Raw genomic sequence first — 26,551 nt, forward strand, 5'->3', positions numbered from 1 at the left:
CTAACCAATGAATCCGACCACATTCAAAGCCGCAACCATAACAAAGCTCAATAACACCCCTACGAGTCCAAGTACAACTCCAACTCTTGCCATCTGATTACTTTGCACATAGCCAGTAGCATGAGCCAAAGCATTAGGAGGTGTACTGATCGGTAACGACATACCCAAAGAGGCAGCAAAGGTCACCACCAAAATTAAAGTAACTTCACCACCCAGTGCGCTAAGAGATGTCATTGAAGCGCCTAATGCTGCCATTATCGGCATAAGTAAGTTTGCAGTCGCAGTATGAGACATAAAGTTTGCCATTAGCAGACATAACAATGCAGCACCAAACAACACCACGTAAGGCGAAAAATCACCGAAAGGAATGCTGTGAACAACCAGAGCGGCTAACCCTGTTTTATCTAACGCCAGCCCCAGAGCGATACCACCGGATACCAGCCAGAGCACATCCCAAGATATCTTTTTCAAATCTTCTTTGTTGATGATCCCTGTTACTGAGAATACTGCGACGGGAATTAACGCCACGGTATACGAGTTCATACCGTGTAAATCCCCCACCAACCAGAGCAATATGGTCGCGGCAAAAGTGATATACACCACCAGAGCCTTTGGTGTCTTAAGGAATTTGCCTTTAATCGTCAGCTCAATTCGTTGCTGATCGGCTTTGTATAGTGAGCAAATTAAAAACCACGACAATGCCATCATCACAACCACAAACGGCACACCAAACGCCATCCATTCACCAAAAGTAATGAGATTGTCACCGACGAGATATTTGAGTGCTATAGCGTTAGGCGGCGTTCCGATAGGGGTTCCTATCCCGCCAATATTAGCTGCAACAGGAATACACAGAGCAAACGCTATCCGTCCCGGGTCTTTCGGCCCAAACACAGCAATAACGGGTGCCAAAATAGAAAGCATCATCGCAGTAGTTGCAGTATTGGACATAAACATCGAAAAAACGCCCGTGATCAGCATTAAGCCAAGCATGACGTATTTAGGATTCTGACCAAATGGCTTGAGTAATACCCGAGCTAAGTTGACATCCAATCGATACTTAGTTGCCGCCATCGCCAAAAAGAAACCGCCGAGAAACAGCATAATAATTGGGCTTGCGAAGGTTGCCATAATGTCGCTGTATTTAAGCAGTTGCCCAAACTCGGGTTGCGATTCGTTTAAACGAAACAGAATAAGCCCTTTGTTTGAAAGCATCAGCAATTCAAGGACAATGATAACAACCGAAGTGGCGTAGATTGGGATGGGTTCAAACACCCACAACAGGGCAGCAAGCAAGAAGATTGCAATGACACGTTGCTGAATAAGCGTCAAACCGTCGAATGGAAAAGCCGACAACGGCATAAGCAAAATAAGTAAAGGTATTACAATTGGAATAATAAATTTTAAGTAAGGGCGTACCATCGATGCTCTTCCTTGCTGCAGGTTAAACCAATCTGAAAAAATGGAGTTTCAAGACCAATCACTATCTGTTCTTTATTGCCCTAAGCGATTTTCACAGCGCAAATGCTTGAAAGAAAAATGACAGGTTTTGATATGACACCAGAATTCAAACTAACGGATACATTATGGAAGAGCGAAAACAAAAAGTTAGGAGTGAGATCAACGATTCAGTGTTCCTTCAAAACAACATGTCAAAAATGAGGGCTTAGACACAAACTCGGCCCTATAGCATCAAGATAACCGAATGAAGAAAAAGAAAAATCCGGCCTAAGCCGGATTGGGTTTAATCGTGGGTGCCTAATTTCACTTTGCCATTGGTTTTAAACCACAGCGCTTCTTTGCGACGACGACCAAGCAGAATAGGACCATCATCATAGAATAAGAAGTTCTTCCAGTGACGTTTAAACACGGACCATTTGGTTTCAATCACATTGTATTTTTCATAACAAAAATAGACAGTAACATCGTCTTGCCAGTCAATGTGTTCTAACACAGCTTGTGGTAGATCTTCATCATCACTCTCCCACTCAGCCATCCAGTCTATTTCGTTCGACCAACTGTCTGCTTTGCTCGGCCAGTCTTGAGAGCTGAAACGCTCGGCATCTGGGCTCTGCGAGCTTAAGTTCTCTTTCCAATACTGAGCAGCGCGAAGTTGAGTCATAGGTTTTATCTGTGCCAAATCCTCTTCTGGAACTGGCATAGATTGATGGGTAAAAATCCATTTTCTTTGGTAATCATCCAAAGGCAAATACGACATGAAATGTCCTTAGGCTTTGAGCCATCCATTTTCGGTGGCTTGTTCAATCATTTGCTGCGCATATTCCCACAGCGTATGTGAACCATCGTCAATACGTCGATTCACGGTTAATGCTTGTTGGCGAGTTACGTTATTTTCTCTCCAACCAATCCCCTGATTGTTGAAATTCAGCATCATAGGAATCAATCTGTCGAGCGCTTTGGCAAATTTAGCATCCGCGCTCTCGGCGGCTTCGAATTCACGCCATAGAGAAAACAGCTCTTCCGCCTGATCGTCTGGTAATAAACCGAACAACCTTTCAGCAGCAGCCAGCTCTTTTTGCGCTTGCTCTTTTGAAGCTGCTGCATCATATACAAAGGTGTCGCCAGCATCAATTTCAACCATGTCATGCATCAATAACATTTTCAGAACCCGACTAATCTCGACAGGTTCATTCGCATGCTCTTGCATCACCAGTGCCATCATAGCGACGTGCCAACTGTGCTCAGCACTGTTTTCTAGTCTATCTTCCGCACATTGAATACGGGTACGACGCAACACAGATTTTAATCTGTCCAATTCTAAAACAAGACTGAGTTGTTGTTGCAATCGCTGATTCATATTATTCCTCTTTCCAATGCGCGTTGATCAGTGACATCAGGTTGTGATCTTCCCACTTACCGTTAATCAGAATGTAGTCTTTGGCATGCCCTTCGTGTGAGAAACCTACACGTTCGAGTACACTTTCACTGCGTTTATTCCGAGGGATATAAGCCGCCATAATGCGATGCATATTCTGAACAGAAAACATGTAGTTGCATGCCATTTGCAATGCGCGGGTCATGGTTCCTTTGCCTTGTGCATCACAGGCAAGTGAATACCCAACGTTGCAAGTATAAATAGGGAAGCGATTTAAGTTACTGAATGAAATAGTGCCAAGCATTTTATCGGTCTTGGCATCAATAATCAGCAGGTAGTAACCCAAAGAAAGTTTATGTACCTCGGTGAGCTTAAGTAGTCTCTGCTGCCAACCTTCTGCAGTAAAGAAGGCTTCTTCACGCGCAGGGTCCCATGGCTTTAGGTGTTCTCGGTTCTCTTTGAAGTATTGGGCAATACGCTCAGCATCGCTGAACTGAGCGGTAACCAGTAGTATTTCGCCATCAGTTTCATAGACTGACGTTGGCGTGCTGTTCGATTCAATCAACGTTTCTTAATTCCATAATCTCGAAGCTTGTTGGCAACAGAGGTGTGTGAGACGTCTAGGCGCTTAGCCAGTTTGCGGCTTGAAGGGAAAGACTGATACAAACGGTCAAGCACTTGAGCTTCGTAATCTTTCATGATGTCGTCCAGTGAGCCATCAAGATTAATATTGGTGACACCCACATTATTGCTTTCCAACTGTGGCAAATGGAAAAGTTCAGCAGTAAGCACATCGTCTTGCAACTCAGTAAGCGCACGTAAAACCATATTATCTAGCTGACGAATATTGCCCGGCCATTGATACAAAGCCAGTTGATCGAGCAAACCTTCGTCCAGTTTCGGCTTAGCCATACCAAGTTTTGCAGTGTGCTTGGCAATAAACAGTTCCAACAGAGGCTGAACATCACTAGGACGCTCTCGTAACGGTGGAATAGTCAATGTCAGTACATTGAGACGGTAGAAAAGGTCTTCGCGGAACTTGCCGGATTCTGCCAGCTCAGCCAGCTTATAACGTGTAGAAGCAATCACACGCACATTGACATGGATTTCGTGTTCTTCACCAACGCGGCGGAAAGTGCCATCTTGCAAGAAACGTAGCAGCTTGATTTGCAGATGGGGACTCATTTCACCGATTTCATCCAGCAGTACTGTGCCGCCATTCGCTTGTTCAAAGATACCTTTATGACCTTGCTCATGGTTGAACGAACCCGGAGCATGACCAAACAACTCAGTCTCCGCCACATCATCAGGCATAGACGCACAGCTTAAAACTAAGAATGGATGATCGGCACGGTCTGAACGATTATGACAGGCTCGGGCAAGCATCTCTTTACCTGTACCCGTATCCCCTTCAATCAACAATGGTTGATCGAGCATCGCAAGCTTTTTCGCTTGGGTGATAAGTGCCTTATGGCGATTCGAAATACCGACAAAGTGCTCGAAACCAAGGTTGTTATGCAGAGACAGCTGAGTTTCAGTTGCAACACCGGTGACTCGAGGGCGAATGATCATCATAGCGCTGGCAAAGGTCGATTCTTTGGATTCGCCAGTGATGTACACAGGCATCATTTCCATTAAGTAATCCAGACCATCCAATACGATCTCCTCGCGAAGACGAGACTTACTGCCTTCTATCCAACGCTGGAAATTGAAACTTGGTAACAACGTTGAGATGTGTACACCATTCATATCGCCAGTGTCTTTGTTAAACAGAGACAATGCAGAATGGTTAGCCATATCGACAGAGCCCTTTAGGTCAATCGATAGCACCGCATCAGGCAAATTGTTCAATAAGGAAATCAGTTCCGTATTGTGCCTTTCCATTGGCATAAACTGAATTTTACGTACGTCTTTAACACCGGAAATTCTACGAATTTCAGCCATTAACTCACTGAAAGTTTCAAAATCAATGTCTGGACAGTTTAAGTAAATGATTCCGGAAATATCGATTTCGATACCACGTAAATCGATATTTTTAGAGGCGAGTATGTCGAGGAGTTCTCGAGTCAGACCAAGTCTATCTTCGCAAAATACTTCAAGGCGCACAGAATGATTTCCCAATAAGAAAGTGTCACGAAAAGTTGACAGTAGTTTCTATCAAGGGCTGAAATGCGTCAAGTAATCTGTGTGCCTGTCGCGAGTTTTCTCTTATTTCACGGTCAACGCGGTGACTTTCGTAACGATTTGTTTGCGTATTGCGCTCAATTTTACAGCGCGATCTTTATGCCATGGTAACGGACGTAACAATGTCATTGCTTTTAAACCTAAACGTGCCGTTAAGATACCCACACCGATACCCTGTCCTGCACGCGCCGACACTTTGCCCGCTAAATCCATAGAAAGCAGATCCATACTGGCATCGATCACCAGTTCGCTTGCCCCTGCTGCGGCCATGTTAACCAATACAGATTTAAACAGTTTCAATCGTGACCAATACCCAAGCTCAACACCATACAACTGCGCAAGTTGATCAATCATGGTGAAGTTGCGCCAAGCCACCAGCAACATATCTGCAATCGCTAACGGACTTATCGCCACTAATGCAGCCGCTTCGGTTGAGAACTTAGACACAAGCTGAGTGGCTTTTTTATCTTGTTCGCTCACCACCATAGCATCATACATATCTAAAATTTCAGCATCGCTGTGACTGTCACTAACACTGTTTTTCCAGCGTTCATAAGCTGGCGACGTAGTCAGCACTCCACCTTGTTTTGCCAAAGACTCGCAAAACGCTTCACCCTGCCCAACCACGTCTTTGGTCATTAACGCTTCCGCTTGCTCCTGAGTTGAAAAATGATTTCTCAACTTGCGGAGTTTCCAGAGCTCTCGACCTATCGCACCTAGTCCTAGCGATGCAAGCGTGGCGATAAATCCTGTCCAGCCAAGGCTTAACCAATCTGATGTTTGAACCGCCTGAATCACAGAGTCTATCGCCTGCCAAGTAACAAGGCCGCCAAAGCCTACTAATAAGCCGGAAGCCAACCAGCGACGACCGCGCTTAGGTCGGATAATTTGCTCTAGTTGCGTTTCAATATTGCTTTCTTCAATCTCAGCGACTGAAGGGACGAACTTCTCTTGTGCGGTAAACTGCTTTTGCGCAGTAAGTTCTACTTTGTCATTTTCTTTGTCTAACGACTGAGTGAAGACTTGTTTTGCTTTTAAATCGCTCATTGCAGCTTATCTCCAATCAAAGTATCCAACGCTTTGTCTACGCGAATATGCTGACAAGGCTCATCATGATTCATGCTCGCAGGTCGGAACAAAGTGAAATCGAAACGGCTCTTTTGCCAAAAATCAGGATTTGGCAACTTGTTAGGCACTTCTCCCGGATACAAAGTGAGCGACTCTCCTGCTTCAGTCAAACCCTGAATAGCCGGAACTCTACCTTCATTAGTATCAATATGACCGGATTTGGTTGCACGAACTGAGGCCATGCTAATACAGCTCATCTCAATGTTTTCATACGCCGCTGACTGCCAAGCAGGATGAATCATCTGCTGAAGCAGCGACACTAGGTTCCCATATTGATCGGGGGTTATGTGGTCGGCTTTGGTGGCTGCAAACAGCACTTTATCGATCTTGGGAGAAAAGATGCGTTTCAATAAGCCATTTCTGCCATAACGGAAGCTATGCATAATTTGTTCAAGCGCGCTTCGCATATCCATAAAAGATTCGTGACCATCATTCAGAGGGGAAAGACAGTCGACCAGCACGATTTGACGATCAAAGGTTGAGAAATGGTGTTTGTAGAAGGCTTTAATAACCTTGTTCTGATATTCCTCATAACGCTTTTTCAGCAGAGATAAAACACTGTGCTTACCCGCCTTGGTCGCAGCTTCAATATTTCTACACGGGAAAAATTGCAGTACAGGAGCCCCTTCCAGCTCTCCGGGTAAAACAAATCTTCCCGGCTGAACCCAATGCAACCCAGACTCCTTACATTTGTGAAGATAGTCTGTATATAGCGAAGCAATGTGCGCGAGTGTTTTTTCATTCGCTTCTTCATTCAAATCGAGTTTGTCTAGCTCTTCAAGCCAAGGTTTCGCCAGTTCGGCTCTAACGCCATGCATGGCATTGAATTGCTGTACAGACCACGTAGCAAAATCCAGCTCAAGCATCGGCAAATCAAGCAGCCACTCACCCGGATAATCGATAATATCCAGATACAGAGTCGAAGTACTACTCAGTAACTTTTTGGTCCGCTTCTTAGTTTTGTACTTGATAGCTAAACGAATTTCACTCACATCGCGAGTTGGAACCGGCCACTCTGGTGGCATAGAGTGCAGTTGCGCCATTGCTTCGTCATAACCAAAACGCGGCACCATTAGGTTGGTTTGTGGAACACGTTTCGCGCCGATAATTCGCTTATCTCGCGCTGCCGCTAGCAATGGCAAATTATCATGTGTGGATGTATGCAGCAGTTGATTCACCAACGACGTAATAAATGCGGTTTTGCCTGCACGGGATAGCCCCGTGACGGCTAATCTCACATGGGCATCTAAACCACGATTAATTAAGTCATTCACTTCTTGGCGAATTCGCTTCATTGACAGTCTCCCAGAAAATCTTTAGCGCATCATGACGATGTTAATCTTAATACGAGATGAATAAAAAAGCCCCTGAATAAAATCAGAGGCTTAGTATTCGTTTTTAAACGGTTAGTCTTCTTCAATCAACTTGTAGATAACAAACAGTGCGATTTCCAACATCACGAACAGCACACAGGTAATCGTTACGTACTTATCATCAAAGATACTGATCCCATGAAGAATAAGGTCGTAGCCCACAAAAGCACCGATGACCACGGCTATGAGGATTTGAAGAATTTTTATAAAGCGAGGCATCATGCTCTCCTGACGTTTCAATAAGTTAACAAGCCAATAATTATTAAAGCATTATATAGACAAAAAGTGCCGCTTTCGCCGCACTTTTTGTGATTTATTGGTCAATATTATCTTTATTAAGAATTACTTGGCAGCTTCAGCGATTTTTACGCGCCAAGTATCCGGACCAGTTTGGTGTGCGTTTGTCCCCGTAGAATCAACCGCAACAGTTACTGGCATATCTTCCACTTCGAACTCGTAGATCGCTTCCATACCTAAGTCTTCAAAAGCAACCACACGAGCTTTCTTAATCGCTTTAGCAACAAGGTAAGCTGCGCCACCCACTGCCATCAGATAAACCGCTTTGTGTTTCTTAATCGATTCAACCGTTGCAGCGCCACGCTCTGCTTTACCAATCATGCCCATAATGCCTACTTCTTCCAGCATCATGTCAGTAAATTTATCCATACGCGTTGAGGTTGTTGGGCCTGCAGGACCAACCGCTTCATCACCCACCGCATCGACAGGACCTACGTAGTAGATAAACTTGTCTTTTAGATCGACACCTTCAGGTAACTTCTCACCATTTTGCAGCATGGTTTGAATACGCTTATGCGCAGCATCACGACCTGTAAGGATCTTGCCTGAAAGCAGTACCGTTTCACCCGTTCTCCAAGACTGTACTTCTTCTGCTGTCACAGTATCTAGGTTAACTCGGCGAGTATTCGAACCAGCTTCCCACGTGATTTGTGGCCAATCTTCTAGCTTCGGTGGCGTTAGCTCCGCTGGGCCTGAACCGTCCAAGGTGAAATGTACGTGACGCGTTGCAGCACAGTTTGGAATCAAACACACTGGTTTAGAAGCTGCGTGTGTCGGCGCTGTTTTGATTTTAACGTCAACAACGGTTGTTAAACCGCCAAGACCTTGAGCACCGATACCTAATTTATTTACACGGTTGAAGATATCAATACGCAGTTCTTCTTCCGCATTTTGTGGGCCACGAGCAATCAGCTCATGAATATCGATATGCTCCATCAAGGATTCTTTTGCCAGTACTGCCGCTTTCTCAGCCGTACCGCCGATACCAATACCTAGCATACCCGGTGGACACCAGCCTGCACCCATGGTTGGCAATGTTTTCTCTACCCATTCTGCAATATCGTCAGACGGGTTTAACATCACCATTTTGGTTTTGTTTTCACTACCGCCGCCTTTAGCCGCGATTTGAATTTCAACTTTATTACCCGGAACCATATTGATATGTACAACCGCTGGCGTGTTGTCTTTAGTGTTAATACGTTTACCAGCAGGATCCATCAAAACAGATGCACGTAGTGGGTTGTCCGGATTGGTGTATGCCTGACGAACACCTTCGTCCACCATTTGCTGAACCGTCATATCAGTAGAGTCCCACTGAACAGCCATACCAATGTTAACAAAGCAAGTTACGATACCTGTGTCTTGACAGATAGGACGGTGGCCTTCTGCTGACATGCGAGAGTTAATCAAGATTTGCGCGATAGCATCTTTCGCAGCTTGGCTTTCTTCTTTGTTGTAGGCTTCTTCTAGGGCTTTGACAAAATCTAGCGGGTGATAGTAAGAAATGTATTGTAGAGCATCCGCTACACTACTGATTACGTCTTGTTGTCGAATTACCGTCATTGCTTGCCTCTTTTATTGTTATGCTTCCTTGAGCTTTTAAAGAGCTTACCTTTGAATCAGAAAATTGCATGGAATTGGTGAGCCCATCAAGTGGCTTTATGATACTCTTGCTTTCCTCAACGCGCCATTCGGTGAACGGTCTCTTTGTCACAAATTACTAAAATGACAATTTATTAAAATGAATAACAACGAACAAAAAATCATTCAGTCAAAAGCACTTACCTATCATGCGGATATTGCAACTCAACTGTTTTCAAAGGTAGAAAATCGCCCTTGGGCCATGCTGTTACGCTCGGCTTCTGAGACACATATCGACAGCCGCTATGACATTTTGGTGGCGAACCCAATAGCGACACTCACAACCACTGGTGAAGAAACAATCATCACTGAACCCTCCGGTGTAACTTCATCCTTAGAAGACCCATTTGCACTGCTTGCTACTTTGCAAAATCAGTATCTGCCTAAGCAAAGTTATAGTGAGAGCCTGCCATTTGTTGGCGGTGCAGTCGGCTATTTTTCATATGATTTAGGCCGCAGAGTCGAGAAACTCCCTACTCTTGCCAAGCACGATATCAATATGCCAGATATGGCGGTGGGTATTTATGAGTGGGCAATTGTGGTCGATCACCACAGCAAAACGGCTCAATGGGTTGGCGTAAACTTAGATCAGGCGCAGCAGTGGCTGGAAATGCAAGACAGCGACGCCCAAGACGCAAAGGCCAAACAAGCATTCTCTCTTACAACGGCTTGGCAATCGAACATGACACCGCAAAGCTACGCTGAAAAATTTGCGCAGGTTCAGGAATATTTGAAATCCGGAGATTGTTATCAGATCAACCTCGCACAGCGTTTCGAAGCTCAATATCAAGGCTCTGAATGGCAAGCGTACCTTAAGTTAGAAAACCACAACCAAGCACCCTTTTCTGCCTTTATTCGTACTGAAGACGGCGCAATTTTAAGTGTTTCGCCAGAGCGTTTTTTACAATTGCGTGGAGACGAAATCGAAACCAAACCGATTAAAGGCACCCGACCAAGAAGCCAAGATAAACAATTAGATGACGCTTTTGCATCAGAGCTTGCTCATGCTGAGAAAGACCAAGCCGAAAATCTGATGATTGTTGATTTGCTGCGTAATGACATTGGTCGTGTCGCGGCGCCGGGCTCTGTTCACGTACCTAAACTGTTCCATATTGAGAGCTTCCCAGCGGTTCACCATCTTGTCAGTACCATTCGTGCCAAGCTAGACAGCCAATATTCGGCTTGTGATCTACTCAAAGCAGGCTTTCCGGGCGGATCCATTACAGGGGCACCGAAAGTGCGTGCAATGGAAATCATCGAAGAACTCGAACCTCATCGTCGCAGCGCTTACTGTGGTTCGATTGGTTACATCAGCCGACACGGGCAAATGGACACTAGCATTACAATTCGCACCCTAGTTGCGCACAATCACAAAATCTATGCTTGGGCTGGTGGCGGTGTGGTTGCGGACAGCCAATGTGAATCAGAATTTCAGGAAACATTGGACAAACTGAGCAGAATTTTGCCTATATTAGAAAGATAAGTTGAACGCCAGATAAGCAGCTTCTTCATGAAATTGCTTATCTGGTTACCTTTTCTAATGTCATAGAAACAAAACAATTGAGTCAGTATGAAAGCAAGAACACCGCTCACGAAAACGGAACTAATACAGCGATTCCAACTTCATCAACCCGTTGATTATCATGTTGAATCAACGCGTCGCTATGACAAAATCCCAAGAGATTCACTACGCAAAGCATCTGTACTGATTGGATTTGTACAAAGAGAGCATGGGTTGAATATTGTTTTGACCAAACGCGCAGAACATCTCAAACATCACCCCGGTCAAATTAGCTTTCCGGGTGGAAAATACGAAGAAGGCGATCTGACGCTGTACAGAACAGCGATACGAGAGGCAGAAGAAGAAATCGGAATTACCGCTTCTGATATCGAAACCTTCGGTCAGTTGCCCGAAATCGTCACCATAACTAAGTTTTCAGTCACTCCTATCATGGCTTTTATCAATCCTGACTATCAGGCAACGATTGATCCCAACGAAGTTGAAGAGGTATTTGAAGTCCCCGCCGATCATTTGTTAGACAAAAACAAACTCTATTCGGGTATTTTTCAGGTCAAAAGTCAGCCGCATCGAATATTTGCCATCCCCTATCAGCGACATTTCATCTGGGGTATGACGGCGCAAATCATCCAAGCTTTGCAACGTCACATTAATATCTCTCACAAATAAGTCCATATCATTAACATTAGTAATGCTTTTTATTCGAGCACAAAGCGATAACAATTAATTAAACTCAAGATTACTATTAGTTTTTCTAATCAAACATCTCAAAATAACTCATGTGTGGCACGTAAATTTCGTGATCTACTTGTTATTTTGAGTAAACAACTTATCTACAGAACTGTTGATGTGATTTATATCAACTATTTTTGCAACACAAACAAAGAGAATTGCGCCCGAAATTATTTTCCCATAAAAAATTGAGATATAAAAAATGAACACATCGATTGCTATCGAAAAATCAGAACAATCTTCTAATAAATGGACTTATCAAGATTTTGCATGGACTCTCTCACTTTTTGGTACAGCTGTAGGCGCAGGTGTACTTTTCCTTCCAATTAAAGCGGGTGCAGGTGGTTTTTGGCCATTAGTAATTCTGGCATTGATCGCAGCCCCAATGACATGGTTCGCTCACAAGAGCTTAGCTCGTTTTGTACTGTCAGCTAAAAACCCTGAAGCAGACATCACTGACACTGTAGAAGAACATTTCGGTAAAACTGGCGCAAACCTTATTACTTTCGCTTACTTTTTTGCTATTTACCCTATCGTTCTTATTTACGGCGTTGGTATCACTAACACGGTTGATTCATTCCTAGTAAACCAAGTAGGTATGGAATCTATACCTCGCTGGCTGCTATCTGGCTTATTGATCGCAGCAATGACTGCAGGTGTTTTATTTGGTAAAGAACTGATGCTGAAAGCAACTTCAGCAATGGTATACCCACTTGTAGCCATTCTACTGGCTCTGTCTTTCTACCTTATCCCTGAGTGGAACAGCTCTATGGTAGAAGTAGCACCTGATTGGTCTTCAATGCCTTCAATCATTTGGTTAGCAATCCCAATTATTGTGTTCTCTTTCAACCACAGCCCTATCATTTCTCAGTTCTCTAAAGAACAGCGTATGAAATACGGTGAAGACGCAGTTCAGAAAACAGACTCAATCACTGGCGGCGCTGCTATGATGCTGATGGGTTTTGTTATGTTCTTTGTATTCTCTGTTGTTCTTTCTCTTTCTCCAGAGCAACTAGCAGAAGCAAAAGCACAGAACATTTCTGTATTGTCTTACCTAGCAAACATTCATGAATCACCGCTGATCTCTTACATGGGTCCACTGGTTGCTTTCGCTGCAATTACTTCTAGCTACTTCGGTCACTTCCTTGGTGCTCACGAAGGTCTGGTTGGTCTAATCAAATCTCGTTCACAATCACCAGTAAGCAAGATTGAAAAAACATCTCTATTGTTCATCGTTCTTACTACTTGGATCGTTGCAATTGTTAACCCAAGCATCCTTGGTATGATTGAAACAATGGGTGCACCAATGATTGCTGCTATCCTATTCTTAATGCCTGTGTTCGCAATGCATAAAGTTCCTGCGATGGCAAAGTACAAGACTTCAGCTCCTGTGCAAATTTTCACAGTTATTTGTGGTCTTGCAGCAATTAGTTCTGTAATCTACGGCGCGTTTTAATCCCAAACTTTGTAAAGTCCGATTAAACTAAAAATATAATAGTAATAAGCCTCCTTTTTACAGGAGGCTTAGTTTGAGGTAATCGCTATGATTAGTGTGTTTGATATCTATAAAATTGGCATCGGTCCTTCGAGCTCACATACAGTTGGACCAATGAAAGCCGGTAAACAATTTGTTGATGACTTAAGCGCAATGGATAAGCTACAAGACATCACCAAAATTACCGTGGACGTTTATGGATCATTATCGCTGACAGGGAAAGGTCACCATACAGATATTGCTATCATCATGGGCTTAGCAGGTAACACTCCTGAGCATGTTGATATCGACAGTATTCCAGGTTTTATTGAAAGCGTTCAGCAGACTGAACGTCTTCCTGTTGGTACGCACAATCATACCGTTGCTTTTCCACGTGAAGGTGGCATGGTTTTCCATAAGAGCTTCTTGTCTTTACACGAAAACGGCATGTCAATTCATGCGTGGAACGGTGACGAAGTTGTTTACAGTAAAACCTACTACTCTATCGGCGGTGGTTTTATTGTTGATGAAGAGCATTTCGGTCAAAAAGCAAAAACTGAAGTATCAGTTCCTTACCCTTTTAACTCTGCAGAAGAGCTTGTTAACCAGTGTAAAGAGAGCGGACTTTCTATCAGCACTCTAGTAATGGAGAATGAGAAAGCTCTTCATACTGATGTTGAAGTGAAAGAGTACTTCGCGAACATCTGGAGAACCATGCAAGAGTGTATGGAGCGTGGTATGGGTACTGAAGGTATTCTTCCAGGCCCACTACGTGTGCCTCGTCGTGCAGCAGCTCTACGCCAACAGCTTTTGACTTCGGAAAAATCACTAACGACCCAATGGCCGTTGTTGACTGGGTAAACATGTACGCTTTCGCAGTGAATGAAGAAAACGCAGCGGGTGGTCGTGTGGTTACAGCACCAACTAACGGTGCATGTGGCATCATCCCAGCAGTACTTGCTTACTACGACAAGTTCATCCAAACAGTAACAGAGAAAGATTATACTCGTTACTTCGCAGCATCTGGTGCTATCGGTGGTTTGTACAAGCAAAACGCTTCTATCTCTGGCGCTGAAGTAGGTTGCCAAGGCGAAGTTGGTGTGGCTTGTTCAATGGCTGCTGGTGGTCTAGCTGCACTGCTAGGTGGAAGCCCTGAGCAAGTGTGTATGGCCGCTGAAATTGCCATGGAGCACAACTTAGGTCTGACGTGTGACCCAGTAGCAGGACAAGTACAGGTACCATGTATCGAGCGTAACGGTATTGCTGCTGTGAAAGCAATCAACTCTACCCGTATGGCAATGCGCCGTTCTTCAGCACCACGTGTTTCTCTCGATAAAGTGATTGAAACCATGCTGGAAACAGGTAAAGACATGAACGCAAAATACCGTGAGACATCGCAAGGCGGTTTAGCGGTTAAAGTAATCTGCTAATCGTTAGTATCTGATCTCATTTACGAAAGCCTGATGATTTATTATCAGGCTTTTTTCTTTTCTTCAATTCAACTTCTTGACCTACCTTTACTTAGTTTTACTTTTTGAACGCTTGTTTAAAAAAGCGATTCGCTCAAAAATGGTTCTCATTACAGCTTTTCATCATTTGGAATCATTTAACCCACATGGCTATACGTATTACAACTAAAAAAGTCTTCGTCGTGCTTACTCTTATCGCAGGTATGAGTGGCGCTGGTTACTACTTTTATCCAAAAGAAGCACCACCAAGTTTCGTTACAGAAGCCGTACGAAGAGGCGATATTGAAAACACGGTCCTTGCCACTGGTATGTTGCAGGCCTCAAAACTGGTCGCAGTCGGTGCTCAAGTCTCGGGCCAAATCGAAAAGTTGGGAGTTAAGCTTGGTGATGAAATCAAACAAGGCGACTTAGTGGCTCAAATAGACAGCCTCACTCAGCAGAACAGCCTCAAAGAAGCGAATGCATCACTAAGCAAATTAAAAGCGCAAATCATTGCGAAGCAAGCACAGATTCGTCAGGCACAATCAGAATATACACGTCAGAAATCGATGCTTGCAGATAGAGCCAGCTCCCAAGCTGACTATGAATCGGCACAAGCTACCCTAGCAGTTTACAAAGCAGAACTTGAACAGCTAAAAGCTGAGTTGGAGCAAGCGAAGATCAGTGTCGACAGCGCACAAGTTGACCTCGGCTACACCACAATTACCGCACCTATGGATGGCACCGTGGTTTATAGCGCCGTTGAAGAAGGTCAAACGGTTAACGCCAACCAAACTACCCCAACCATTATTGAACTGGCTCAGCTTGAGCGTATGACGGTTAAGGCTCAGATTTCAGAAGCAGACGTTGTGAACGTCAAATCGGGGCTGCCTGTTTATTTCACTATTTTGGGTAAACCCAACCATCAGTATCACGCGACTTTAAGAGCTATTGAACCGGGCCCTACTCTTATGGACGGTGATGACAGCGACCTTTCTGTCAGCAATGATGAAGCAATTTATTACCATGGCCTGTTCGAAGTGGATAACCCAGACAAGACGCTGCGTATCGGTATGACAGCGCAAGTATCCATTGTGTTGAACAGAGCTGATAACGCCTTATTGGTTCCCGCCCAAGTTGTGATTAAACAGCCGGGAAAAACACCACATTATCAAGTTCCGGTATTGGTTAACGGTCAGCAAGAATTGCGTGATGTGACCATTGGTATCAACAACAAAATCTTTACTGAAGTCACCAGTGGACTAGAAGAAGGCGACAAAATTATTGTTGGAGCACCAAATGCTGGCGGCTCGCGTTCTAGTCGTATGGGTTCACCGAGGATGTTTTAATGTCACGTCCACTACTTGAAATATCCCATATCTATCGCAGCTTCGCGGCGGGTGACGAAGAGCTAACGGTACTCAAAGACGTCAACCTCACTATTGAACGTGGTGAGATGGTTGCTATTGTCGGTACATCTGGCTCTGGTAAATCGACCTTGATGAACATCCTTGGTTGCCTTGATCAGCCAAGCCGCGGCGACTACTGGATAAATGGTCGAAATACCTCACAGCTCGATTCTGATCAACTGGCTGAACTACGTCGCGAACACTTTGGCTTTATATTCCAACGTTACCACCTGCTGGGTGATTTAACCGCTGTCGGTAACGTTGAGATTCCTGCAATTTATGCTGGCAGCGATAAGAAAGCGCGTCAGGAACGGGCGGAAAAATTGCTTACCCGCCTTGGTCTTGCTGACCGTCTGGATCACAAACCGAACCAATTAAGTGGTGGTCAGCAGCAGCGTGTTTCTGTTGCTCGCGCATTAGTTAATGGTGGCGACGTCATACTGGCTGACGAACCGACAGGTGCGCTCGATAGTAAAAGTGGCGAAGAGATGATGATGCTGCTGCAAGAGCTTCATCAGCTTGGTCACACTATCATCATCGTGACACACGATTTGAAAGTCGCCCAGCACGCTGATCGAATCATTGAGATCAAAGACGGTGAAATATTGAGTGACACCGTCACCAAAAAAGAACTGATTGCACAGAACAGCGATAGCGTAAAACCTGCTCCTGCTACAGACGTATTAGAGAAAGGTCGTAATCTGTTCGACAACTTGTGGGAGGCACTCAAAATGGCGTTGGTGGCGATGTCTAACCACAGATTAAGAACATTCCTGACCATGCTCGGTATTATTATCGGTATCGCTTCAGTTGTATCAGTGGTGGCGTTGGGTAATGGTTCGCAAAAAGCCATTCTAGAGAATATTTCTGCCATGGGCACAAACACCATCGATGTTATGCCGGGCACAGGTTTTGGTGACCGACGTTCAGGCCGTATTAGAACCTTAACAGCAGCCGATGCTGATGCTCTGAAAAACATGCAGTTTGTCGATAGTGTGACACCAACACTGAGCACATCGGTCACTCTGAAATATGGCAACCAAGCGGTAACAGCGTCAGTTCAAGGTGTGGGTCCGGATTACTTCCGCGTACGTGGCTATGAGCTGGCTGAAGGTCAGTATTGGGATGATTCCAGTGTCGCCAACATGGCTCAAGAAGCGGTGATTGATAACAATACTCTCAAATCATTGTTCCCTGATAAAAATCCGATTGGTGAAGTGATTTTTGCCGGTAACCTACCCGTTCGAATCATAGGCATTACTAAAGCAAAAGAAAGTGCATTTGGTAACAGTGATTCGCTCAACATTTGGGTTCCTTACACCACAGTGAGTGCGCGTATGGTTGGGCAGAACTATCTCAACCGAATCTCAGTGCGCATCAATGACAACACACCAAGTGAAGCGGCAGAACAGGCAATTATTCAGTTGTTGAAAATGCGCCACGGTACAGAAGATTTCTTTACGATTAATACCGATACCATTCAACAGAATATTGCTAAGACCACCGCAACCATGACCTTGCTGATTTCAGCTATTGCTGTGATTTCACTGATTGTTGGTGGAATTGGCGTTATGAACATTATGTTGGTTTCAGTAACAGAGAGAACACGTGAAATTGGCGTGCGTATGGCAGTGGGAGCAAGGCAAAGTGACATTCTCCGTCAGTTCTTAATTGAAGCAGTATTGGTTTGTTTGTGTGGCGGTACCATAGGTATTGGCATGGCATATTTGATTGGCGTAGCGTTCGCCTCCTTTGGTAGTAGTTTTACTATGATTTATTCCACAACATCGATTGTTTCAGCATTTCTATGCTCCACCTTGATTGGTGTGCTGTTTGGTTATCTTCCAGCGAAGAATGCCGCGCAGCTAAACCCAATTGACGCGTTATCTAGGGAGTAAGCCATGTTACGTCGATATAAATACTCCACACTTGCGCTGTGTGTCGTTCTGGCAACTGGCTGTGTGTCTCGTTCAGAGTTTCCTGAACCTGAAGTTCAAGTTCCTCAATCTTGGCAATCAACAAAGCAAGCATCGAGTGAAACAGCTTCAACAAATGAAAACGCGACACCAGTTATCAATCGCTGGTGGACCAGTTTTAACGATGAACAGCTCAATCAATTGGTTGAGAAAGTACTCGCAACCAACAGCGATTTAGCCATTGCCACACTGACGCTAAAACAAGCTCGTTTACAAGCCAACTTAGCCGGACGGGATCTCTACCCTGACCTCTCAGGCAATGTTTCTGCTGATGGCTCTCGTTATTTGGATAGTGGTGCTTCATCTGAAAGCTACCAAACAGGGCTTTCCGTCAGCTACGAAGTGGATCTGTGGGGTAAGCTTTCTGCAGCCGCAGATGAAAGTGAATGGACTGCCCTTGCCAGCTTAGAAGAGCGAGAAGCAACTGCTCAGAGTTTAGTGGCAACCACGGCGCAGCTTTACTGGCAAATCGGTTATCTTAACCAGCGCATTGAACTCAGTAACAGTGATATTGCTGATGCGACGAATACATTGAAGCAAGCACAGAGTCAGTTCAGTAATGGTTCTGTCACCCGTTTAAATGTATTAGAAGCAGAACGAACCCTTGCGGGTCTGGAAGCCACACATCGCGATTACTTGCAGCAGTTAACTGAAGCGCAGAATGCTTTTGCTATTTTGTTTGACCAAGCGCCACAACAAATGCTGAAAGAGATTAAAGCACTGCCCGAAGGTGATTTGCCTGAAATTGCGTCTGGAGTTCCTGCTGATGTGTTGAGCCGTCGACCAGATATCAAACAAGCACTGTATGAGCTGAAAGCAACATTTGCGGCTAAAGATTCAGCAGATGCTGCCTATTTCCCTACGCTAACTTTAACCGGTGCTCTGGGCGGTTCTTCAGAACAACTACGTAACTTGTTAAGCGATCCACTAGGCTCTATTGGTGCTGATTTGACCATGCCGTTCCTTAACTGGAACACCATGCAGATCAATCAAGATATCGCGCAAGTGAAATACGAATCTGCGATCATTTCATACCGCAAAGCGCTCTATACTGCGTTTCAGGATGTGGATAATGCCCTATCTGCTCGTGAAAACTATCAGTATCAGGAAGAGAAACTGCAAAAGCAGTATGACAGCGCAGCAGAAGCGGCTCGCATTTACGCCAGTCAGTATAAGTATGGTGCAATTAGCATTACCACTTTGCTTGATGCTCAAGACAATGAGCGCAGTGCCAAAGCGTCACTGTTAGAGAATCGATACAACCAACTCGTCAATCTCACTACGATTTATCGAAGCCTAGGTGGAGATGATTTGGTACCTCAAGCAACTGCTGAAACTTCGCAGCAATAACAACGCTTTTGTAGAAGTAAATTGGCAATTCATAAAAAAGAGAAACGCTTTACAGTCGTTTCTCTTTTTTCTATCTGACTTCCCAACTGATTTTATGGCGCAGGGCTGTATAACCTTGGCGAGCCCGAATGAGGCAGGTGAATCAAGTTCAGATTGTTTCTTCTCGCCCATTCAACAGTTAATGCGGTTGGGGCAGATAAACACACCAGCGTTGAAAGCTTTGCTCTTACAGCTTTATGAATAAGCTCCAGACTGCAACGACTGGTCACTATCGCAAAGCCGCTTTTGATATTGAGCTGCTCTGATGCCATTGCACCAATCAGCTTATCCAGCGCATTGTGGCGACCAATGTCCTCGCGGCAGAGCACAATCTCTCCTTTTGCATTGGCAAATAAAGCGGCATGCAGCGCGCCGGAAATTTTTGCCGCTTGCTGATGTTGAGAGATTCTCTCTCTCAACCCTTCAAAGACTAACGGATTAGGTGGTGAGGATGAATCCAGTGGAGACAAATCAGGTAAAGCTTGTTCAAGAGCTGCCACACCACAGATACCACAACCGGTCGTACCGGCCATATGACGACGTTGATTTTTCAGATTCCAAAAAGCGCGGTTACTGATTTCCACTTCTGCGAAGTGAGAGTCGCCCTGCCCGCCAATTTCTATGTCTCGAATTTCGCTAAAGCTACTCACAATGCCAGCACTAAGGCTAAATCCGCGAACGAAATCTTCAAGATGACCGGGGGTGACCATCATCACCGCTTGGTTGATACCGTTGTAACTGATCGCTAAAGCAGACTCGCTGGCTAACGGAGCATCTAGTATTTCACTTTGACCGGTTAACTCACGGTAGTAATGCGCACTCGGTGCAGCTGGCGCTTGGTTAAAATCATGCAGCTCACTGTAAGTTTGAGTATCTATCGTGCAGGACATCAAATCACCTCCATCACTTGCATGCGTGATTTAGGCTTAGCAAACAGATGTTTCGCTTCAGCAAAGCACTGATCAACAAGCGCCGATGAGGGTTCTTGTTTACGTTTGAGTAAAACCAGAGGTGAATGCACCACCGCTTTCTCAATCGGGACGATACGCAGTTGTTCGTTGAGTTCTGCTAACCCAGAATTGAGCGGCATAATTGCACAGCAAAGTCCGCTGGTGACCGCTTGGATTAAGTGAAAGGTGGAATTACTTTCAATCACCGTTTGCGGTACAAGTCCCTTACTGCCAAAACTCAAATCGATGGAGTGGCGGTAATGCATCCCTTTTGATAGCAAGCCTAATGGAATGCTGCTTAAGGATTCCCACATCACAACGTCTTCAGCGAAGTCAAAATAACGATGATCGTAAAGCACGCCTAAATCTGTTGAGCTCATTTCGACTACGTCAAAATAGCTCGTATTCACCTGATCGATGTAACACATACCCAAATCAAGCTGATTGCGATTGAGCTGGTCTATGATCTGCTCAGACGCCATAGACATTATCTGAAAACGTAACTCTGGATAGAGTTCTGACAGTGGTTTAATGAACTGCATCGGGTTCTGGCTTGCCAAAGGAACCATGCCTAATCTCAATGAACCGACCAACTGTCCTCGACAATTTGCCGCTTCAGCTTGTAGCCCATCGTGAGCAGCCAATACCGTTTTTGCCCAAGCAAGAATCCGGTCCCCCGATTCGGTAAATCCTTCAAATCGTTGACTTCTTGTGATGAGTTCAAGCTCTAGCTCTTCTTCTAAACGTCTAATCCTCATCGACAATGTTGGCTGCGTGATATGACATAATGCCGCCGCCTGACCAAAATGCTTGGTCTGATCTAAGGCGATTAAATACTTAAGTTGTTTGATATCCATTGTCGATTACAAGACCTAAACCGTATGTGACAAGAGCGTTTTTTCAGAAAATGAGGATCGGAAAAAACTCAGCAATAATTGATCTAAATCAAGATTATTCTTATCAAATACCAGGGTCAAATCTAAATTATCTATAGCGTGATAGATAGCAACTATCAGACAATCTTCGGCCAGATAAGGAATAACGCGATCAATCGCCTTATTTTCAGCCAAATTATTACTTCGTTAATATATGCGGTTTATCAGCAGCTATTCATTCGTTTTTTGCATTCATCATAGATTCTGTTTATCACTCAGTCGGTAATATCAATTGGACGCATATCATGGGACGCAATAATCTTTGATTTAGATCAAGACATTATGTCAGCAGATCCAATCTGAAATTTAAAAGCAGTAAGCAGGACTCTTCTAAAACCATAATAAGCCGTATTACTACTTCCGCTTTATTCCCATATCGCGCCTGTTTTCACCGGTACTCCTGTTTGCTGTTGTTCCTGTTCGTGAGGAGTAAAGTCGTGAGTCAAAAAGAACATATTAAGCAATACAAAGGCCCTGCAGGTGGTTGGGGGGCATTGAAAGCCGTCACGAAAAGTTTGTGGGGCAGCGAGAACGCCGTTAAGAACATTCGTACCATGCTCAAGACTAACCAAAATGGAGGCTTTGACTGCCCCGGTTGTGCTTGGGGAGAATCACCGGAAAGCGGCAAAGTAAACTTCTGCGAAAACGGTGCAAAAGCGGTTAACTGGGAAGCCACCAATCGCGTGGTTGATCCAGAGTTTTTCGCTACTCACAGCGTTTCATCACTATTAAAACAAACCGACTATTGGCTTGAGTATCAAGGTCGCATTACGCATCCGATGAAATACGACTCTGCCAGCGATCACTACGTTCCGGTAAGCTGGGATGAGGCATTTCAGTTAGTTGCTAAACATCTCAATCAACTTGAATCACCACATCAGGCTGAGTTTTATACATCTGGTCGTGCAAGCAACGAAGCAGCGTTCTTATACCAACTGTTCGTGCGTGCTTTCGGCACTAACAATTTTCCTGACTGCTCCAACATGTGCCATGAAGCCAGTGCAATTGGTATGAAGGACACCATTGGTGTTGGTAAAGGAACAGTAATTTTTGACGACTTTTCCAAAGCCGATGCGATTTTTGTTATTGGTCAGAATCCGGGAACCAACCACCCGAGAATGCTCGAACCTCTGCGTGAAGCAGTAAAACGTGGCGCGCAAGTGATTTGCCTTAATCCGCTGAAAGAACGCGGTCTGGAACGATTTCAAAACCCGCAAGTACCAATTGAAATGCTCAGCAACGGTTCTAAACCAACCAACACAGCGTACTTAAGACCCGCTCTCGGTGGCGATATGGCGGTATTTCGTGGTATCGCCAAGTACTTGCTGCAATGGGAACGCCAAGCTCTGGAAACCGGTGGTATAGCGGTATTCGACAGAGCATTCATCCGAGAGCACACCATTGGGATTGATGAATATTTGAGAGAAGTCGATGCGACCACATGGGAACATATCACAGAGCAATCTGGCCTTGAATTGAGCGAAATTGAAATGGTTGCCGATATGTATCGTCGTTCAGATCGTGTGATCATGTGCTGGGCTATGGGTTTGACCCAACATCGTCACTCAGTGCCAACGATTAAAGAAGTAGCAAACGTACAAATGTTACGAGGCAACGTAGGTAAACCGGGCGCTGGACTGTCTCCCGTTCGCGGCCACAGTAACGTGCAAGGTGACCGCACTATGGGCATTGATGAAAAACCTTCAAAAGCCTTTCTTGATAGCATTGAGCGCCGTTTCAACTTTAGTGTTCCTCGTGAAGTTGGCCACAACACCGTCCAAGCGATTAAAGCGATGGAAGAACAGAAGTCGAAAGTGTTCATTGGTTTAGGTGGAAACTTCGCCCAAGCCACTCCGGATACTGAACGTACACATCTGGCGATGAAAAATTGCGACCTGACGGTTCATATCTCAACCAAGCTCAACCGCTCACATTTGGTGACAGGAAAAGATGCCCTTATCCTGCCATGTTTGGGGCGCACAGAGATTGATATTCAAGCTCACGGCCCACAAGGTGTAACCGTTGAAGATACCTTCAGCATGGTTCACATCTCCTACGGTCAGTTGAAACCTCGCTCGGAACATTTACGTTCAGAACCAGCCATTATTGCCGGAATTGCCCATGCGACTCTCGGCTGCCACCCGATTGACTGGAACTGGGCAATTCAGGATTACGAACGTATCCGCGATTTGATTTCTGAGACTATTCCTGGTTTTACCGATTTCAATCAAAAACTGCGTAATCCAGGTGGCTTCCATCTTGTAAACTCAGCAGCAGAACGTAAATGGAATACACCATCAGGTAAAGCACAGTTTAGTGACAGCCCGTTACCCAAACAGCTGATCAACGAGGCCGTCTTGGAGCAAGGCAACAAACCCGATTTGATATTGCAAACCATGCGTTCACACGACCAATACAACACCACCCTTTACGGTTTGAACGACCGCTATCGCGGTGTGTTTGGTATGCGTGAAGTGCTGTTTGTCAATGAAGATGATATTGCCAAACTTGGATTTAAAAACGGTGACAAGGTGGATATGGTGTCGCTTTGGGAAGATGGCGTTACACGTAAAGTACAAGGCTTCACCTTAGTAGCGTACGATATTCCTAGAGGTCAGGCTGCCGCATATTATCCAGAAACTAATCCGCTTGTACCTTTGGATAGCTATGGCGAAAGAACCTTTACTCCAACGTCTAAGTTCATCGCAATTAAGCTTGAAAAAGCCTCTTCAGATGAAATTCAACGTTCTAAAGTCGAATAAAAGAATCTGAATTAGCAAACAAAAAAACCACCCGACACTTCATGCATTATTTAGCGATATAAAGTTAAACGATGCAGAGTTAAGGTGGTTTTCTTCTTCAGCTTGAAGCGCCGACGAATAAGACGCTACAGAGCGAGTTAAGCTTGGCCAGTATAGATACAGCCAGCGGTACAGGTTTCTTTGATTTCAACTTTGCTCAGCAAAGGCAAAGACGGTTTTAGCTGCTGCCAAATCCACTTCGCAAGAACTTCACTGGTCGGGTTTTCTAACCCTTCAATATCATTCAGATAGTAGTGATCCAGTCTGTCATAGATAGGTTTGAATGCCGCTTTGATTTCTGCGAAATCCACTAACCACCCAGTATGCGGATCAACATCGCCAGCGACGTATAGGCGAACCAAAAATGAGTGTCCATGCAGACGCCCACATTTATGCCCTTCTGGCACATGCGGTAAGTGGTGCGCGGCTTCGAACATGAACTCTTTGTAAATTTCAGTCTTCATATTGGTGATCAGTCTATCAATCTGGCTAGTAAAAATGAGGCGCAATAGTAAGTAATCTGACACTAGGAAACAAGCGTAGGATCTCACTTTTCACTGCAATTTCAGTTTTAACAAAACAATAATTCGATGTCGAAATTATGGCAGCAGCGTCAAATTTCTGAGCACAGCATTTCTGTGTCACAAATATAAAATCCATATTTTGTATGTGGTCACAGTAACAAAAACACTCATTTTCCCTTTATTTTCTAACGTCTATATTTAGTTAAATAATATTTAATAACTCTATAACAATAAGACCATTATGAGCTCAACAATTACCTCCAAACTACTTCTGACGCTGGTGACAGTTTTCGCACTGGTTCTGGCTAGTTCAACTATTTATCAGTCTATTCAACAACGGGATTTGATTAACTCCGTCTTGGGTGAGCAACTGCACGATAAAGCCAGCAACTATTTCGATAGCCTCAATATGATGATGCTTACCGGCACTATGGCGCAGAAAGAAACGCTGCGTCAAAAAGCCTTAGCGCAAGATGGTATTGAACAAGTGCGTGTTTTGCGCTCTGACTTAGTCAGTAAACTTTATGGTCCGGGTCAGGAAAACCAAACACCTGTTGACGATATTGATAAACGTGCATTGAAAGGCGAATACATTTTAGAGCCGATAGAAGCGAGTTGGGGTAAAGGCATTGTTGTCGCTCTGCCAATGAAATCCAGCGAAAACTATCGCGGCACAAACTGTGTGGCTTGCCACATGGCGCCTGAGGGCGAAGTGTTGGGGGTTATCCGCCTTGAGTACAACCTAAGTCATATCAACAGCCTGATTAACCACAGAACACTGATTGGTGTCGGAATCATGGCTGCTATCGCTATTGTTGGCTTCTTGATTACACTCACGCTGATTAAGAGATTCATTGTAAGACCATTGCAAACAACCACACTGTTTATGAGTCAGGTCAGTAAAAGTAAAGATCTTTCACCGCGACTTGATAACGTCAAAAAGGACGAATTGGGACAACTCGCTGCCTCAATTAACTCCCTTATGGACACCGTATCGGACAGCTTGCAACAAGTACAAACAACATCACACTCCCTCGCATCTTCCGCTAATCAGTTAACGGGCGTCGCGCAGGTAACAGACAGAGCCGCAAATAACCAACAGAGTGAAACTTCTGATGTGCAGTACAACATCGAAGAAATGCAAAATAAGCAGCACGAAGTTGAGTTGTCGACGGCGGATGCTGCTCAATTAGTCAAACACACAACGAATGTTGCCCAAACTAGTGCGAAACAAGCGCACTCTGCCAGCGAAGATATTAAAAACTTGGTTGGTGACATTGAAGATGTGAAAAACAAGATAGCGCAACTGAACAACCAAACTGGCGAAGTCTCTACCATTTTAGGCGTGATTAGAGGTATCGCCGAACAAACCAACCTACTTGCACTGAACGCAGCAATTGAAGCGGCACGAGCTGGCGAACAAGGTCGCGGATTTGCGGTGGTGGCTGACGAAGTTCGTAACCTTGCTTCGCGTACCGCAGAAGCGACGGGGAATATTGAGAAAATTATTGCCCAGTTCCAAAGAGAGAGCGAAGAGTCGATGGTTTCAGTAGATAGCGTCTGTTCAGAGGCTCATGCCCGCTCAAATGAAATTGAAGAACTCTCTGCTGCGATGACGAATGTTGTGGCTGAAATGAAGCAGGTTCTCGAGCACACTGAAAGTATTCAGCGCCAGACCCAGATGACTACGCAAGTAAGCCAGAATGTTCAGCAAAAAGTAGAAGTGATCGCGCGCCACGCGCAAGACACTTCTCACTCTGCAACAGAAACGCGCGAAATCAGCTTAAATCTAGAGCGATTGTCACAACAACTGGAGTCTTTGCTCAATCAATTTACTCTTTCGCGTAAGAATTAACCACCAAAGTAAGATTAAAGGTTGAAGCTGACGAATTGACAGGTAATATGTCCCGTTGAATCAATAAGAATTCTATCCAA

21 protein-coding genes and 1 pseudogene are annotated in these 26,551 nt (G+C 44.7%); 9 read left to right on the top strand and 13 right to left on the bottom strand.

The features are described from left to right. The 9 genes from P4S58_RS07910 to P4S58_RS07950 all read right to left on the bottom strand — a co-directional run bounded on the left by P4S58_RS07910 (position 1) and on the right by P4S58_RS07950 (position 9,381). The gene (locus P4S58_RS07910) at positions 1–1,422 is read right to left on the bottom strand and encodes an SLC13 family permease (protein ID WP_102953108.1); all 1,422 of its coding nucleotides are present in this window, start codon (positions 1,420–1,422) and stop codon (positions 1–3) included. Positions 1,423–1,744: 322 nt separating this feature from the next. Next, a complete protein-coding gene (locus tag P4S58_RS07915; protein WP_042487584.1) occupies positions 1,745–2,218 on the bottom strand; it encodes a DUF2947 domain-containing protein in 474 nt (157 codons plus the stop codon). A gap of 9 nt (positions 2,219–2,227) precedes the next feature. After that, positions 2,228–2,818 (bottom strand): HD domain-containing protein, encoded by a 591-nt coding sequence (locus P4S58_RS07920; protein WP_337163494.1) that lies wholly within the window; start codon positions 2,816–2,818, stop codon positions 2,228–2,230. A gap of 1 nt (position 2,819) precedes the next feature. After that, positions 2,820–3,398, bottom strand: coding sequence for a GNAT family N-acetyltransferase (locus P4S58_RS07925; protein ID WP_102963425.1), 579 nt, complete (start codon positions 3,396–3,398; stop codon positions 2,820–2,822). Further along, positions 3,398–4,942, bottom strand: coding sequence for a transcriptional regulator TyrR (tyrR, locus tag P4S58_RS07930; RefSeq protein ID WP_102953105.1), 1,545 nt, complete (start codon positions 4,940–4,942; stop codon positions 3,398–3,400). The genes P4S58_RS07925 and tyrR overlap by 1 nt, the downstream gene beginning before the upstream one ends. A 102-nt stretch (positions 4,943–5,044) precedes the next feature. Next, positions 5,045–6,067 carry a YcjF family protein gene (locus tag P4S58_RS07935; RefSeq protein ID WP_337163495.1) on the bottom strand — a complete coding sequence of 341 codons (1,023 nt, stop codon included), beginning with the start codon at positions 6,065–6,067 and terminating at the stop codon, positions 5,045–5,047. Then, positions 6,064–7,443, bottom strand: a complete 1,380-nt coding sequence (locus P4S58_RS07940; protein ID WP_337163497.1) for a YcjX family protein — start codon at positions 7,441–7,443, stop codon at positions 6,064–6,066. The genes P4S58_RS07935 and P4S58_RS07940 overlap by 4 nt, the downstream gene beginning before the upstream one ends. A 111-nt stretch (positions 7,444–7,554) precedes the next feature. Then, positions 7,555–7,740 (bottom strand): hypothetical protein, encoded by a 186-nt coding sequence (locus P4S58_RS07945; protein WP_042487601.1) that lies wholly within the window; start codon positions 7,738–7,740, stop codon positions 7,555–7,557. A gap of 123 nt (positions 7,741–7,863) precedes the next feature. Next, on the bottom strand, positions 7,864–9,381 hold the full coding sequence (locus P4S58_RS07950) for a fumarate hydratase (RefSeq protein WP_042487602.1): 1,518 nt from the start codon (positions 9,379–9,381) through the stop codon (positions 7,864–7,866). A 178-nt stretch (positions 9,382–9,559) separates the two neighbouring features. On the opposite strand from P4S58_RS07950, the gene pabB reads away from it, so the two are divergent. From pabB to P4S58_RS07985, 7 genes and pseudogenes are all read left to right on the top strand, one after another. Beyond that, positions 9,560–10,942 (top strand): aminodeoxychorismate synthase component 1, encoded by a 1,383-nt coding sequence (gene pabB, locus P4S58_RS07955; protein WP_337163498.1) that lies wholly within the window; start codon positions 9,560–9,562, stop codon positions 10,940–10,942. Between the two features lie 87 nt (positions 10,943–11,029). Continuing rightward, entirely contained in the window at positions 11,030–11,647 is a 618-nt protein-coding gene (locus P4S58_RS07960; RefSeq protein WP_042487608.1) for a CoA pyrophosphatase, read from the top strand. Positions 11,648–11,912: 265 nt separating this feature from the next. Next, on the top strand, positions 11,913–13,166 hold the full coding sequence (locus P4S58_RS07965; protein WP_337163499.1) for an aromatic amino acid transport family protein: 1,254 nt from the start codon (positions 11,913–11,915) through the stop codon (positions 13,164–13,166). A gap of 87 nt (positions 13,167–13,253) precedes the next feature. Then, positions 13,254–14,614 (top strand): annotated as a pseudogene (locus P4S58_RS07970) (L-serine ammonia-lyase). A 185-nt stretch (positions 14,615–14,799) separates the two neighbouring features. After that, a complete protein-coding gene (locus tag P4S58_RS07975; RefSeq protein WP_337163500.1) occupies positions 14,800–15,981 on the top strand; it encodes an efflux RND transporter periplasmic adaptor subunit in 1,182 nt (393 codons plus the stop codon). Then, positions 15,981–17,939, top strand: coding sequence for a MacB family efflux pump subunit (locus P4S58_RS07980; RefSeq protein ID WP_337163501.1), 1,959 nt, complete (start codon positions 15,981–15,983; stop codon positions 17,937–17,939). Before P4S58_RS07975 ends, P4S58_RS07980 begins: the two co-directional genes overlap by 1 nt. A 3-nt stretch (positions 17,940–17,942) precedes the next feature. Beyond that, positions 17,943–19,367 carry an efflux transporter outer membrane subunit gene (locus P4S58_RS07985; protein ID WP_337163502.1) on the top strand — a complete coding sequence of 475 codons (1,425 nt, stop codon included), beginning with the start codon at positions 17,943–17,945 and terminating at the stop codon, positions 19,365–19,367. Positions 19,368–19,459: 92 nt separating this feature from the next. On the opposite strand, the gene fdhD is transcribed toward P4S58_RS07985, so the two are convergent. From fdhD to P4S58_RS08000, 3 genes are read right to left on the bottom strand one after another with little or no spacing between them, the layout of a single operon-like run. Next, on the bottom strand, positions 19,460–20,296 hold the full coding sequence (gene fdhD / locus P4S58_RS07990) for a formate dehydrogenase accessory sulfurtransferase FdhD (RefSeq protein WP_337163504.1): 837 nt from the start codon (positions 20,294–20,296) through the stop codon (positions 19,460–19,462). After that, entirely contained in the window at positions 20,296–21,213 is a 918-nt protein-coding gene (locus P4S58_RS07995; protein ID WP_337163506.1) for a LysR family transcriptional regulator, read from the bottom strand. The genes fdhD and P4S58_RS07995 overlap by 1 nt, the downstream gene beginning before the upstream one ends. A 15-nt stretch (positions 21,214–21,228) precedes the next feature. Further along, complete coding sequence (locus P4S58_RS08000; protein WP_337163507.1) at positions 21,229–21,426, bottom strand: hypothetical protein; 198 nt, start codon at positions 21,424–21,426, stop codon at positions 21,229–21,231. Positions 21,427–21,728: 302 nt separating this feature from the next. Here P4S58_RS08000 and P4S58_RS08005 point away from each other — a divergent pair, with 302 nt between their 5' ends. Beyond that, on the top strand, positions 21,729–24,053 hold the full coding sequence (locus tag P4S58_RS08005) for an FdhF/YdeP family oxidoreductase (protein WP_337163508.1): 2,325 nt from the start codon (positions 21,729–21,731) through the stop codon (positions 24,051–24,053). 137 nt (positions 24,054–24,190) lie between these two features. Here the strand turns inward: P4S58_RS08005 and queD are convergent, their stop codons facing one another. Continuing rightward, positions 24,191–24,556 (bottom strand): 6-carboxytetrahydropterin synthase QueD, encoded by a 366-nt coding sequence (gene queD, locus P4S58_RS08010; protein ID WP_042487637.1) that lies wholly within the window; start codon positions 24,554–24,556, stop codon positions 24,191–24,193. A gap of 301 nt (positions 24,557–24,857) precedes the next feature. On the opposite strand from queD, the gene P4S58_RS08015 reads away from it, so the two are divergent. Further along, positions 24,858–26,471, top strand: a complete 1,614-nt coding sequence (locus P4S58_RS08015; protein WP_337163509.1) for a methyl-accepting chemotaxis protein — start codon at positions 24,858–24,860, stop codon at positions 26,469–26,471. The last annotated feature ends 80 nt before the right edge of the window (positions 26,472–26,551 follow it).

Origin of the sequence: Vibrio sp. Hal054 (assembly GCF_037162405.1) — a bacterium.
Classification (GTDB): domain Bacteria; phylum Pseudomonadota; class Gammaproteobacteria; order Enterobacterales; family Vibrionaceae; genus Vibrio; species Vibrio diazotrophicus.

Coding starts and splice junctions, on each gene's coding strand:
- P4S58_RS07910 (WP_102953108.1), bottom strand. CDS start 1,422: ATGGTACGCCCTTACTTAAAATTTATTATTCCAATTGTAATACCTTTA.
- P4S58_RS07915 (WP_042487584.1), bottom strand. CDS start 2,218: ATGTCGTATTTGCCTTTGGATGATTACCAAAGAAAATGGATTTTTACC.
- P4S58_RS07920 (WP_337163494.1), bottom strand. CDS start 2,818: ATGAATCAGCGATTGCAACAACAACTCAGTCTTGTTTTAGAATTGGAC.
- P4S58_RS07935 (WP_337163495.1), bottom strand. CDS start 6,067: ATGAGCGATTTAAAAGCAAAACAAGTCTTCACTCAGTCGTTAGACAAA.
- P4S58_RS07940 (WP_337163497.1), bottom strand. CDS start 7,443: ATGAAGCGAATTCGCCAAGAAGTGAATGACTTAATTAATCGTGGTTTA.
- P4S58_RS07945 (WP_042487601.1), bottom strand. CDS start 7,740: ATGCCTCGCTTTATAAAAATTCTTCAAATCCTCATAGCCGTGGTCATC.
- P4S58_RS07950 (WP_042487602.1), bottom strand. CDS start 9,381: ATGACGGTAATTCGACAACAAGACGTAATCAGTAGTGTAGCGGATGCT.
- pabB (WP_337163498.1), top strand. CDS start 9,560: ATGAATAACAACGAACAAAAAATCATTCAGTCAAAAGCACTTACCTAT.
- P4S58_RS07960 (WP_042487608.1), top strand. CDS start 11,030: ATGAAAGCAAGAACACCGCTCACGAAAACGGAACTAATACAGCGATTC.
- P4S58_RS07965 (WP_337163499.1), top strand. CDS start 11,913: ATGAACACATCGATTGCTATCGAAAAATCAGAACAATCTTCTAATAAA.
- P4S58_RS07975 (WP_337163500.1), top strand. CDS start 14,800: ATGGCTATACGTATTACAACTAAAAAAGTCTTCGTCGTGCTTACTCTT.
- P4S58_RS07980 (WP_337163501.1), top strand. CDS start 15,981: ATGTCACGTCCACTACTTGAAATATCCCATATCTATCGCAGCTTCGCG.
- P4S58_RS07985 (WP_337163502.1), top strand. CDS start 17,943: ATGTTACGTCGATATAAATACTCCACACTTGCGCTGTGTGTCGTTCTG.
- fdhD (WP_337163504.1), bottom strand. CDS start 20,296: ATGTCCTGCACGATAGATACTCAAACTTACAGTGAGCTGCATGATTTT.
- P4S58_RS07995 (WP_337163506.1), bottom strand. CDS start 21,213: ATGGATATCAAACAACTTAAGTATTTAATCGCCTTAGATCAGACCAAG.
- queD (WP_042487637.1), bottom strand. CDS start 24,556: ATGAAGACTGAAATTTACAAAGAGTTCATGTTCGAAGCCGCGCACCAC.
- P4S58_RS08015 (WP_337163509.1), top strand. CDS start 24,858: ATGAGCTCAACAATTACCTCCAAACTACTTCTGACGCTGGTGACAGTT.